The following is a 13123-nucleotide window of genomic DNA, read 5'->3' on the forward strand; positions in this document are numbered from 1 at the left end:
GGGTGTATCACTTGGAAAATTACCAAAAAGACCAAGAAACAGTTTTATCAGAATTACAAACTTCACCTGAAGGTTTGCAGGAAAGTGAAGTTAAGAAACGCCAAGAACGTGACGGTTTAAATGAATTAAAGCAAAAAGAAAAAGACTCCGTTCTTAAATTATTTTTAGCAACCTTTAAAGATGCAATGGTTATTGTGTTGTTAATCGTAGCCGTAATCCAAATGGCATTAGGTTCAGTCGTAGAATCATTAATTATCTTTGCGGTTTTAATGATCAACTCAATTATCAGTGTGATCCAAACTAAAAAAGCAGAAAGTTCGCTAGATGCTTTATCCAGTCTTTCGGCTCCTGAGTCAAAAGTGATTCGTAATGGAGTTAAAGTAACGATCCCTGCAAAAGAACTTGTTGTAGGTGATATTGTCCTTTTAGATGCTGGGGATTATGTTCCAGCTGATGGACGTCTATTAGAAGCAGGATCTCTTCAAATCAATGAAGGAATGTTGACTGGTGAATCTGTTCCAGCGGATAAAAGTATTGATGTTGTTGAAAAAGAAGTACCCGTTGGGGACCGTTCAAACATGGTTCATAGTGGAACATTAGTAACCTATGGACGTGGGCTTGTAGTTGTCACAGGTACCGGAAACAATACTGAAATTGGTCAAGTTGCCAGCTTGATCGATAATGCTGTAGCTAAACAAACGCCACTACAAAGAAAATTAGATGACTTTAGTAAAAAACTAGGTTTTGGTATTCTAATTCTTTCGGTTCTTATTTTTGCTATCCAAGCTGCTCGTATCTTCTTTGGTGGAGCAACAGATGTAAATACTGAATTGTTGAATGCATTTATGTTCGCAGTTGCAGTAGCCGTTGCAGCCATTCCAGAAGCGCTGCAATCGATCGTTACGATCGTTCTTTCTACAGGAACAGGCAAGATGGCTAAGAAGCATGCGATCATTCGTAAACTTCCAGCTGTTGAAACTTTAGGTTCGACAAGTGTTATTTGTACTGATAAAACAGGTACATTAACTCAAAATAAAATGACGATCGTTGATTATTTCTTACCAAATGGACAGACTGGTGACTTCAATGCTAAACCAGAAACTTGGAGTGCTGATGAAGCTCGTTTAATGCAAATTGCTGTATTAGCAAATGATTCTAACATCAATGAACAAGGTCAAGAACTTGGTGATCCTACTGAAGTTGCTATGATTGCTTTCAGCAACAAAGTAAACAAGCCTTACCATGAATTACGTAATGCTTACCCAAGATTAGCTGAGTTGCCGTTTGACTCAGATCGTAAATTAATGTCTACTGTTCATACTATTGATGGCGAACAATTGATGCTGACAAAAGGTGGACCAGATGTTGTTTTCAATCGCAGTTCAAAAATTTTGCTTGATGGACAAGTTGTTCCTTTAACAGATGAAAACTTAAAAGCTTTAGCTGATCAAAATGAAGCTTTCTCAGACCGTGCTCTTCGCGTTTTAGCTTTTGCTTATAAACCAATCACAGAAGGTCAAACGATTACTTTTGAAGATGAAAATGATTTGATCTTAGTTGGTTTAGTGGCTATGATCGATCCTCCTCGTGAAGCTGTTTACGGAGCTGTTGAACAAGCTAAAAAAGCGGGTATCAAAACAGTTATGATCACAGGTGACCATAAAACTACTGCACGTGCTATTGCTCGTGACATCGGTATTTCTGAACCAGATGATATCGCGTTAACTGGTCAAGAACTAGACGCTTTAAGTGAAGATGAATTAAATGCTAAATTAGAAAAAATTTCTGTTTACGCTCGTGTTTCTCCAGAAAACAAGATCAGAATCGTTCGTGCTTGGCAAAATAAAGACAAGATCTCTGCTATGACAGGTGATGGTGTGAATGACGCTCCAGCATTGAAACAAGCAGATATCGGTATCGCAATGGGTAGTGGAACAGACGTAGCTAAAGATGCTGCTGCAATGGTGCTTACGGATGATAATTTCGTTTCAATCATTAGCGCAGTTGAAGTTGGTCGTAATGTTTTTGATAACATAAAAAAAGCTGTCGCTTATTTGTTTGCTGGTAACCTTGGTGCCATTATTGCTATCGTAGCCGCTTTATTAATGGACTGGGTAAACCCATTTACAGCTCTTCAATTGTTGTTTATCAACTTAGTAAATGATTCTATTCCTGCCATTGCTTTAGGAATGGAAAAAGGCGAACCAAACGTGATGGAACGTAAACCAAGAGATCCTAACGAAGGAATTTTTGCTGGTGCTACACTAAGATCAGTTGCTTTCCGTGGTACGCTTATCGGGATTGCTGTTATCATTTCGCAATATATTGGATTAGGTTATTCAGATGAAATGAGTATTGCTATGGCCTTTACAACACTTATCCTTGCTCGTACATTACAAACATTCCCAGCACGTTCAAATACGCAAACATCTATTGGAGCTGGTTTCTTCTCTAATAAATTTGCTATCTATGCTGTTCTATTCTGTTCTGTATTATACGGAGTAACCGTTCTTCCAGGAATCCGTTCAATCTTTGCTATTCCAGCAAACTTTGGTTGGGAACAATGGGGAATTGCTGCAGGTTTAGCACTAGTTGCTGTAATCTTAATGGAATTAGCTAAATTTATTCCTTTTAAAAACGAAGCTTAATTTCTTGTAATTTGCATAATAAAAGACGCCAATTCGTTAATGAAATCTATTAGCGAATTGGTGTCTTCTTTTTATTGGATTTTTTCACTAGTAAATAGCAATAAAATCCTTTATACTATTAACCGAATACTTGTTCGAGGAGGAAAAAAATGAACTTTGTCGCATTAGACTTTGAAACAGCCAGTAACCAGCGTCATAGTGCTTGCTCAGTTGCTTTGACCGTTGTACGCAAAAGTAAAATTGTTGATCACTATTACTCGTTGATCAAACCAGAAACTGAATTTTTTTGGCGTAATATCCAAGTTCACGGTATTACCCAAAGAGATGTTCATAATGCTCCCTCTTTCCCAGAAGTCTGGGAAGAAATAAAACCGTTCTTCACAGAAAACAAACTCGTTGTCGCACATAATCTGCCTTTTGACCGAGGTGTTTTACAAGGCTGTCTTGATTATTACAACTTAGAGCAACCTCATTTTCAAACACTTTGTACGGTCCAATCTAGTCGAAAACTAATGACAGAACTTCCTAACCACAAACTAAACACCGTTTGTGATCATTTAGGCATCCGTTTAGATAACCATCATAACGCACTTGAAGATAGTAACGCTTGTGCTGCTATTCTGCTTTATTTAGAAGATCACTTTGGGACAGACCCTTTAAAAAAATTAGTTAAACATATTTAACTCATGTATTTAATTTGAATAAAAGTGCATAAAACAAATGGTCTTTTAGTTTTTTTTAAAGACCGTTTGTTTTTTTGTCTTACCTTTCCTCAGGTGCAATTAGTTGAATTGACATGGGAATTCCCGTATTTTTATTATACTAGCTCTGTTTAAAAACATAGCAAAAATACTTTGGAGGAGTTTACATGATTAAAAAACAAAAACAGTTTTTAGGAGCTGTCTTTATACTTATGCTAGGTTTATTCATAAATTTAGCAACACCACTATCCGCTTCAGCTGAAAAAGGAACAGAAAGCGATCCTTATGTTATCACGACAGATGTTACTTATGCACCTTTCGAGTTCAAAAATGCTGACAATGAATATGTTGGTATTGATGTAGAAATTCTGGATGCTATTGCTGAAGATCAAGGTTTCACTTACGAGTTACGTCCTTTAGCATTTAGTGCAGGGTTGCAAGCTTTAGAATCCAATCAAGTTGATGGAATGATTGCAGCAATGAGTATTACAGACGAACGTAAAGAATCATTTGACTTTTCTGATCCTTATTTTGAAGCCGGTACAGTTATGGCTATTTCAGAAAATAATGATGAAATTTCTTCTTATGAAGATTTAGATGGAAAAACAGTCGCTGTTAAAGTTGGTACAACAGGTGCTGCATTTGTTGAAGAATTAAAAAAAGAATTTGATATCAAAGTGAACCAATTCGAAGATTCAGCTACGATGTATGATGATGTTGTTGCAGGCCATTCTGATGCTGTATTTGATGACTATCCTGTTATGGCCTATGCCGTTCAGCAAGGTCTTCAGCTAAAATTCCCACTTGATCCAGAAGCAGGAGATGTTTATGGATTTGCTGTTAATAAAGGTCAAAATCCAGAATTGCTGGAAAAATTTAATGCCGGGTTAGCAAATATCAAAGAAAATGGCATTCATGAAGACATTACAACTAAGTATACTGGTGAAGATGCAGAATCTGTAACGACTAGTAATGGCTTCTTTTCCTTAATCAAAAACAATTATAAAGAATTACTAACTGGACTTGGCCGAACACTAGTATTGACCCTTGTTTCTTTTGCAATTGCATTAGTAGTCGGAGTTATTTTAGGATTGTTTAGTGCTACTTCAAACAAACTGTTGACTGGTATTTCAACGATTTATGTAACGATTATGCGAGGTATCCCTTTGATTGTTTTAGCCTTTTTCGTTTATTTCTCTATTCCTCAATTCTTAAATATTCAATTATCTGCTTATATAGCAGGTGTGATCACCTTAAGTTTGAATACAACGGCTTATATTGCTGAATTGGTCCGTGGAGGAATTCAAGCCGTAGCCGGTGGACAATTAGAAGCTGCGAGAAGTTTAGGATTGCCTTACCCAACATCTATGCGTAAAATTGTTTTACCGCAAGCTATTAAAATTATGATTCCATCCTTTATCAATCAATTTGTCATTACACTGAAAGATACATCAATCTTATCCGTGATCGGTATTGTTGAATTGACTCAAACAGGTAAAATCATTATTGCACGTACCTACTCTTCTGGTAATATGTGGTTGATCGTTGGTTTGATGTACATCATCATTATTACCATTCTTACGAAATTTTCAAATTATCTTGAAAGGAGACTATCAAATGACTAAATTAAAAGTGGAACACTTAAAGAAAAATTTTGGAGATTTAGAAGTGTTAAAAGATTTGTCTATCGAAGTTCAAGAAGGTGAAGTAGTTTGTATTATCGGTCCATCAGGATCTGGTAAAAGTACTTTCCTTCGTTGTATGAATGCTTTAGAAGAAATTACCGGTGGAAAAGTCATTATCGATGACTTTGATTTAACGGATCCAAAACAAGATATCAACAAAGTCCGAGAAAACATTGGAATGGTTTTCCAGCAGTTCAACCTCTTTCCTCACTTGACGGTTTTAGAGAATATTACATTAGCTCCTAAAGAATTAAAAAAAGAATCTAACGAATCAAGTCAAAAACGTGCATTAGAATTGCTGGAAACGGTTGGACTTTCTGAAAAAGCCAATGATTACCCTAAATCATTATCCGGCGGACAAAAGCAACGTGTGGCTATTGCACGAGCTTTAGCGATGGATCCAGATATTATGCTGTTCGATGAGCCTACCAGCGCACTTGATCCAGAGATGGTTGGAGATGTACTTGAAGTCATGCAGAAACTAGCGGATCAAGGTATGACCATGTTAGTCGTGACACATGAAATGGGCTTCGCCAAAGAAGTAGCAGATCGCGTGATTTTCATGGATGGCGGCTATATCGTTGAAGAAGGAAAACCAGAGGATGTCTTTAACAGCCCTCAAAATGAACGAACAAAGAATTTCTTAGAAAAAGTTTTAATCTAATAAAAAAGCGTTGCAAAAGAATTCTTTTGCAACGCTTTTTATATTTCTCCAATCATCATACTCATTAAACAAACATCTAAATACATTCCTTCATCTTTGACTCCTCTTGGCATGATTGCTTCAAGATTAAAGCCCATTTTTTCATAAAGGCGGCGTGCACGTTCGTTTCGAGCTTGGACAGTTAATTCTAATCGTTTTAAGCTGCTTGACGGACCATTTGCCCACTCAATCAACTTTTCCATCATCATTGTGCCTAAACGCATTCCCCAATAATCCTTTGCGATTGAAATGCTGATATCCCCTATATGTCTAAGTTTCGGTCTGTTCGTTCCATGAATTTCGGCAATTCCGATAATTTCTTCTTTATCTAAAGCCACTAACATAACCGTTACATCTGAGGCTACAATGGCTTCAATTTCCTGTGTTTCAGTTTCAATTGATTTTCCTGGTCCTTCAATTCCCATGGTCATAAAACCTGTTTCAATTGCAATTTTTTTTAAGTGATTCAATAATTTTTCTGCATCACTTGGAATCGCTTCTCGTATTTGTATCGTATCGATCATCTAGTCCCACCTTACTTTGCTTCAAATTTTTGCATCAGTTCTTCATATCTTTTCCCAATTGGATAAAAAGTTAATTCGCGTTCCATTAACTCTTCCCCAACAGGCATTAGTTTAATCTGTAAGTATTCTTGAGGCAAATCTTCTGGAATAAAAGTTGCCCACTCAATAATCGATACTCCATCACCTTCAAAATACTCTTCTAACCCTAAATCCATTCCACCCGTTTCTTCTAAACGATAGACATCCATATGATATAAAGGCAGTCTTCCATCTAAGTATTCTCTGATAATAGTATAAGTTGGACTCTTGATGACTCTCTTGATTCCTAACCCTTCAGCTAACCCTTTAGTAAAAGTCGTTTTTCCAGCCCCAAGATTTCCTTCTAGTAAAATCACATCTCCAGGCTCTAACCATTTTGCTAAATCAGCAGCCACTGTTTTTGTTTCTTCTTCATTACGTGCTCTTAGTGGTTTCATTTTTTTCTCCTTTACTCTTGTATACTTATCTCTTATTTATTGTAACACCACTTTACAAGTTTTCTCGTCCTTTAGGACGTAAAAATACAAACAACTCCAAAACTTTTGTATGATTAGTTTGAGGAAAAACCAACAAAAGAAAAGGAGTTGCTTGTTATGAAACCATTGTATCAAAATGGCCAAACAATCAAAAGTTTAAAAACTTATTTTTCGCCTTATTTCGTCGAATTAATTCAACCAACGGCAACGAAAGTTTTCCTGCTTTTTTTGGCGATTCTTTCCATACAAGGAATCCAATCCATTCGTTTTCTCTATCATTGGTTTCTGAAAAAAGTCAGTAATTCTAGCTTGAATTCCTACTATTTTCTGTTGTCGTCTGGAAAGATTCCACTAACTGCACTGACCCAGACCACGATACAGATAGCTCTTTCTTGTGTCCCAGAAAACTTACACCAGTATCCGTTCTTTTTGATTATTGACGACACCTTACAGCCAAAGTACGGGACACATTTTGATGATTATCAATTGATGTTTGACCATGCCGCTCACAATGGAAGCAATTATTTAAAAGGTCATTGTTTTGTCGGTTTAGTCCTTTCTATTCCCCTATGGTATCAAGGGAAAGTTCGCTATTTAAGTATTCCTATTCGTTATCAGTTGCGTTCTGAAAAGGAGAATAAGCTAGAACTGGCAGCAGAAATGATTGATCAAGCTCTTCAAGTATTTCCTTCGGAAAAGAAAATTATTTTACTTTGTGATAGTTGGTATCCGAAAGGAGCTGTTCGAAAAGCAGTACCCGAGAACCCTCAGCTAGAGTTAATTTCAAATGTACGTGTAGACACGAAGTTGTACGACTTGCCTCCAAAACCAACCGGTAAACGTGGCCGTCCGGCAAAGAAAGGCCACGTGTTAACGATTCAGACTGATTTTGAATTGAACAACCATACTGGAGACTATGTTGTCGGAACAAGAAAGGTGCTAACGAATCTTTTTCCAGAGCCGGTTTATGCCATGGTAACCGCCAGTAATCCGGAAAACCCATCTAGCTACAGGCTTTTCATCAGTACCTTGATGCCAGAGGATATCTTAATGGATGAAGATGAGTTGGAAAAAGACTTTCCAGAAAAAAACAACCAAGATAATAGAGACCTTCTGCCTTATCACTTATATGGTTTTCGCTGGTCTATTGAAGTCATTTTTTATGAACAGAAAACTTTCTGGTCTTTCGGCAATTATATGGTCCGAAGTAAAGCAGGCATCGAAAATTATATCAACTTCACGGCCATCGTCTATAGTTGCGTTCAGCTGATTCCTTTCCAACAGACTCAGTATGCTCATTTACAGTCAGAGAGTGCTCAAGTAAAGAAACAATTATTTGGTATGGCGATCCAAGAAGAATTATTTTTCTATACTTTCGTGTCTGCTCTCGAAAACCGTATTAATTCATTGGCCATCATTAAGGCCTTTGAACAGTGGCATAAGAAAAAACGAAGTTTTTAAGAACTTGTAAAGTAGTGTAAAGTTAAATTTATTTAGCTAATTGAAAAAATTTCCAATAATTTATTGAATTGTCGATTATTTTTCTAGCTTTAATGTAAGCGCCTAATAGAAAGGTACCTAGAAAATGGAAAAGGATACCTCTATACTGAGAGGTGTCCAAATGATTGAATATCATGTGCGTTTTAATGACAATTTATCTGCACTTTTGGAGCCCATGGCAAATAAACCTCCAAAAGTGTGTTTTTTTGATTTGGCAGGTGTGTCAGGAGATAGTCAAAATATTTTTGTGGATTCAATCCATTGGCTTTTGCTGTTTCTTGCAGACTCAAGATGGCTGCGTTGGCGTGAGCACCTTCGGTGGTAGCCGCAAACAGCCAATTCTTCCGCCCCATGACGAGGGATTTTATGCCGCGTTCTGCTAAGTTATTGGAAAGCACTAAGCGACCATCCCTCAGAAAATTCAATACTTTTACTTCCTGTTTTAATGCGTAGGAAATAGCTGTTCCGATTTTTCCTTTGATCATCGGATTCAGTGTTCGAAGCCACCCAAAAAATTCTTCGAGTTTTGGCTGCACAAACTCCCACCTTTTTAATTGCCGTTCCTCGACCGTCAGGTCTGCCAGTTTCTTTTCCTCTTGAAAGATAGCATCGCATTTCTCCACGGCTAACCGTGAAGTACTTTTCTTTTCCCCTTCTTCGGCGGGAAGAGCATCATAGAATTTCCTTCGAACATGAGCAAAACAGCCAATGGACGTAACATCAGTGAGTTTCCCGTAAGAGGAATACCCATCCGAGTGAAGGTATCGTTTATAACCGGCTAAAAAGTTTTCGAGAACCTCGCTTCCTCTGGAAGGTCCATGTTTGTAAATGTGGATTTTCTTCTCCGCATACCGTCCCGAGCTGAAGAGCCAGACGTAATCCTTTGTTCGATGGCTATCCAAAACATTGAAAGTTGTCTCATCCGCATGAAGCACTTCTTCTTCCAATAAGGCTTTCTTCAATAGCTGAACCAACGGTTCAAAATAATACTCACTGGTTTTTTTATGCCAATTGGAAATGTTGGTACGTTTGATATCAAAATTCATCATCGTCCAGTGGGCTTCCTGACGGTAAGTAGGGACTTTTTGTTGAAACTTTTGGTAAATGGTTTCTGCAATAAGAGAAGCAGAAGCGAAAGAGCCGCTGAGTGGAGATTTCGGTACTTCAGCTTTTATGATAGATGTTTCTCCGTATTTTTCGCAAGATGGGCAGGAATAGGACAATCGAATATGCCGATGATTCTCTAAGCGGGCAGGAATGTATACGACCTCTTCACGTACGACTTCTTTTCCCATTTCTTTCATGGCAGAAGCACATTGAGGACAAGTACAATTTTCTTCACGGTATAGATGCTCAACGACTGGTAAGTGAGCGAGTTTTTCTTTTTGATGACCTTTCTTCTTATGACGACGGACAGGAGTTTCTTCGATTGTTTCTTCTTCGCTTTGGCTGCCAGTCTGCTCTGACCAACTAAAAGACGGGTCATCCTCAAAAAGATCCGTTTGGTTGGGATGAATTTTTTCAGGAGACAAAGTCTCCTTTTTGCGTCCAAACAGTTGTTGGAGAAGGTACTGGTTCTGTTCGCGTTGAAGGGCCAATTCTTCATTTACGTGTTTGAGTTGTTGTGTTAACTCAGTTAGATTTTGAGCCATTAACTCATTTTGTTGTAAGGCTTTTTCCAACTGCTTTTCTAACGACTTCGACATGAAGAGACCCTTCTTTCTGTTTTTTTCGATAGGCTAATTATAATCGGTTTTCATCAGAAAAACTAGCCTGGAAAGAAAATTTATTCTCCGTTCCAGACTAGTTTTTTATGTCACGATTCCTTCAGCTGCCGGTTGTATAGTAACTTTCTGGTCAATTGACAATCCTTCCAGCAGCCAACGTAGTTGCTGGGAAGTCAGTTGTTTGATTTCTTGTTGATCTCTCGGCCACTTCAAACGGCCATTTTCGAGTCTCTTATATAAAAGAATAAACCCGTCGCCCTCCCAATATAGGGCTTTGAACCGATCTTTTCTTCCACCGCAAAACAGGAATACGGCATCATCATAGACATTCATATCATATTCTTCCACAATTGTTGCAGCTAAACCATCAATTTGCCGGCGCATATCAGTTTTTCCACAAACGATAAATACATTCTTCACTTTAGTAAGGTCAATAATTTTCATGAGCACTCAACCCCGATAAAAGAATATGCACTATCTCCTCTTTGATCTCTTCATAGAGAAATAACTCTGCTCGGGAGAATTTGACACGAGCCACCAATGTAGAGGGGGAAGCCTTCGGCTTAAATGACGTGGTAGATGAAGCTTTTGAATCACCGTTTAACGTCACTGGGACAACATCTTGTTTTGCTTTCAAAAATAAAACCTACTGTAAACTTGAATTGTTTCAAGTTTATCAAGAGATTTTGTATTTCGGAAGATACCTTTCTATTAGGCGCTTACGCTTTAATTCCTTGCAATGGATAATGTTTCATTTTATTGTTACCTTTATTTTTTTTTGAGCAATATAGAGACATGGCTGGGACAATATTCCCCAGCCATGTCTCTATATCTACCTACTTTTCAATGTTGTTAAATTTTATTTATTTGTATGGTTTCAATGCTAAAGAAGATCTGATTCTTTCAAAACATCTTCAATATACGTATTTTTGGTCTTCTTAACAAAAGTTTCTATCAATTTCCGCTCTACAAACGGAAGCTCCGTTTTCGTAAGTTTCTTCTTATCCGTTAAATAATATACAGCATTGGCAAGTGTACGAATATCATATGCAGAATCAAAAACTTCAGGAACACCACGTTCAATATTTAATAATTGATAAACAGCCTCCATAGCTGTTCTGACAGAATATTCAGTAGTAAATACTGTATCACGTTCTGTTTCTGCAAAGTTTCCAATGAATGCCAAGTTTTTTGATCCGTTTGGAATTACTAAAGGACGATCTCCTGGTGCTCTTAACATAAAGTATGAAGTAATATAGGGCATATAAACTGGAATTACTGTACAAGAAGTTTCAGATAACACTTGAATATCTTCTTCTGGTACACCAAGATGATACATTAATTCTTGAACAATTTCTTGACCGGAACATTGTTCGATTGGTTTTTTTATATAATTTCCTGGTTTATTTGATAACAAGCCATAGACCCACATTATTGTTTGTTGATCATTTTGTCCTTTAAAATGTGGTTGACGGTGTATTGCAAAGCTCATTAACCAGTTTGAATCCTTAATAGTGATTATGCCACCGGTAACGACTTTTCCTGTCCGCAATTTTCTCTTCGTTAATCGTGAAATATAGGGTTCAATATCGAAGTTTTCCCAAGTTACTGTTGCTGAAATATACCAACTTTCAGCTGGAAGATTTTCATAGAATACTTCTGGATGTCCAAATTCTGAAGATTGTTTAGCTAAGTTTTTCCAAAGATTCCAGCTTCCGCCTAATTCATGAGTTATTGGTGCAGGTGTATTATGGTCTCCTTGAGTGGAACTTTCTGTGATTGATCCATTTGTAACAAAAACAAGATCGTTTTCAGATAAGGAAATTTCTTGTGTTTTTTCTTCCTTTGTTAACAAAATAGTGCGCGCAACTTTGGTTTCGTGATCAATATCAACCTGAATATTATTAATTTTTGTTTCATATTGGAAGTCGACGTCTTGATCTTTTAAGAACGTGATTAAAGGTTTAACTAATGACTCATATTGATTATAACGAGTGAACTTTAATGCAGAAAAATCAGGTAATCCTTTAATATGATGAATAAAGCGCATTACGTAGCGCCTCATCTCGATTGCAGAATGCCATTTTTCAAAAGCGAACATTGTACACCAATATAACCAGAAATTTGATTCAAAAAATTCATCGCCAAAGACATCTTCAATTTTTTTGCCAATCAATTGATTTTCAGAAGTCATGAATAATTCAACTAACTCTTTTTGTGCTTTTTTTGATAACGTAAATTGACCATCATCATCTGCCCGTTCTCCGCGATTATGGATAATTCGACAGTTAGAAGAGTTGGGATCATCATGATCTAGCCAATAAAATTCATCTAAAACGGATGCATCTTCCACTTCAAGTGAAGGAACAGAACGAAAAAGATCCCACAAACACTCAAAATGATTTTCCATTTCACGTCCTCCGCGAGTAACAAAACCATCATGTGGAATAAAGGTTCCATCTAATGAACCACCTGAAAGGGATAGTTCCTCAAAAATGTGAATACGTTTACCTTCCATATGACCATCTCGAATCAAGAAAACAGCCGCTGCTAAACCTGCCAACCCAGCACCGACGATATAAGCGCTTTTTTCTTCGATACCATCTGGCTTACGACTTTTTGCAAATGCTTCATAATTCCCGTTTGTATGTCTCATTGTCTATTCCCTCCTATATTTTTAAACATCTTAAGGTTATTCCTATTGTGGTTTTATGTCAAACAATACGCTGATCCTGGGACAGAAAACAACTAAAAAACAATCATACTCATTTGAATGCTTTTTAAAAAAGAAATATCTTTGGTATAATTAATAATAAGTAACGACAAATACAATATTAGGCTGGGGAATCCTGGTAAATTATGGTGAACAATAGTTTCTCAAGCTATGGATTGTGAATCCCTTTTGGTATAATCGGTTCCTAACAAACAACTCCCGTTTTTGTTGTTTTTTTCCTCGAATCTAGTAGACAAAAAAGTCAGAGTTGTTTGTACTTTTATGTCTTCTATTACTTAAAAAGTTGTAAAGTGGGGTTATTGTAATTCAAGTATTTACAAATAGCCAAACAAAAATACAGTCTAATTTGCGAAGAAAACGTTTGTGGGGTTTATTTCTAACCTGCA

Annotated in this window: 11 protein-coding genes; 5 read left to right on the forward strand and 6 right to left on the reverse strand. The window is 37.1% G+C overall.

Features of this window, described 5'->3' with window-relative positions:
- Window positions 1-11 precede the first annotated feature (11 nt).
- The 4 genes from BR65_RS06175 to BR65_RS06190 all read left to right on the forward strand — a co-directional run bounded on the left by BR65_RS06175 (window position 12) and on the right by BR65_RS06190 (window position 5698).
- Complete coding sequence (locus BR65_RS06175; RefSeq protein ID WP_023178848.1) at window positions 12-2648, forward strand: cation-translocating P-type ATPase; 2637 nt, start codon at window positions 12-14, stop codon at window positions 2646-2648.
- A 149-nt stretch (window positions 2649-2797) separates the two neighbouring features.
- On the forward strand, window positions 2798-3331 hold the full coding sequence (locus BR65_RS06180) for a 3'-5' exonuclease (protein ID WP_023178850.1): 534 nt from the start codon (window positions 2798-2800) through the stop codon (window positions 3329-3331).
- Between the two features lie 185 nt (window positions 3332-3516).
- Window positions 3517-4974 carry an amino acid ABC transporter substrate-binding protein/permease gene (locus BR65_RS06185; RefSeq protein ID WP_034537331.1) on the forward strand — a complete coding sequence of 486 codons (1458 nt, stop codon included), beginning with the start codon at window positions 3517-3519 and terminating at the stop codon, window positions 4972-4974.
- Window positions 4967-5698 (forward strand): amino acid ABC transporter ATP-binding protein, encoded by a 732-nt coding sequence (locus tag BR65_RS06190; protein WP_023178852.1) that lies wholly within the window; start codon window positions 4967-4969, stop codon window positions 5696-5698. The genes BR65_RS06185 and BR65_RS06190 overlap by 8 nt, the downstream gene beginning before the upstream one ends.
- 38 nt (window positions 5699-5736) lie before the next feature.
- On the opposite strand, the gene BR65_RS06195 is transcribed toward BR65_RS06190, so the two are convergent.
- A complete protein-coding gene (locus tag BR65_RS06195) occupies window positions 5737-6261 on the reverse strand; it encodes a GNAT family N-acetyltransferase (RefSeq protein WP_023178853.1) in 525 nt (174 codons plus the stop codon).
- An 11-nt stretch (window positions 6262-6272) separates the two neighbouring features.
- Window positions 6273-6737 carry a tRNA (adenosine(37)-N6)-threonylcarbamoyltransferase complex ATPase subunit type 1 TsaE gene (gene tsaE, locus BR65_RS06200; protein ID WP_034537332.1) on the reverse strand — a complete coding sequence of 155 codons (465 nt, stop codon included), beginning with the start codon at window positions 6735-6737 and terminating at the stop codon, window positions 6273-6275.
- A gap of 156 nt (window positions 6738-6893) precedes the next feature.
- Here tsaE and BR65_RS06205 point away from each other — a divergent pair, with 156 nt between their 5' ends.
- A complete protein-coding gene (locus BR65_RS06205; RefSeq protein ID WP_051932676.1) occupies window positions 6894-8237 on the forward strand; it encodes an IS701 family transposase in 1344 nt (447 codons plus the stop codon).
- Between the two features lie 182 nt (window positions 8238-8419).
- Here BR65_RS06205 and tnpC read toward each other — a convergent pair whose 3' ends face one another.
- The 4 genes from tnpC to BR65_RS06225 form a co-directional block, all read right to left on the reverse strand.
- A complete protein-coding gene (tnpC, locus tag BR65_RS06210) occupies window positions 8420-9982 on the reverse strand; it encodes an IS66 family transposase (RefSeq protein WP_051932677.1) in 1563 nt (520 codons plus the stop codon).
- Window positions 9983-10087: 105 nt separating this feature from the next.
- Entirely contained in the window at window positions 10088-10447 is a 360-nt protein-coding gene (gene tnpB, locus BR65_RS06215; RefSeq protein ID WP_034537334.1) for an IS66 family insertion sequence element accessory protein TnpB, read from the reverse strand.
- Entirely contained in the window at window positions 10434-10640 is a 207-nt protein-coding gene (locus BR65_RS13970) for a hypothetical protein (protein WP_034537336.1), read from the reverse strand. The genes tnpB and BR65_RS13970 overlap by 14 nt, the downstream gene beginning before the upstream one ends.
- 246 nt (window positions 10641-10886) lie before the next feature.
- Window positions 10887-12659: an oleate hydratase gene (locus tag BR65_RS06225; protein ID WP_034537338.1), complete on the reverse strand. Its 1773-nt coding sequence runs from the start codon at window positions 12657-12659 to the stop codon at window positions 10887-10889.
- Between the last annotated feature and the right edge of the window lie 464 nt (window positions 12660-13123).

Source organism: Carnobacterium inhibens subsp. inhibens DSM 13024, from assembly GCF_000746825.1.
Lineage (GTDB): Bacteria > Bacillota > Bacilli > Lactobacillales > Carnobacteriaceae > Carnobacterium_B > Carnobacterium_B inhibens.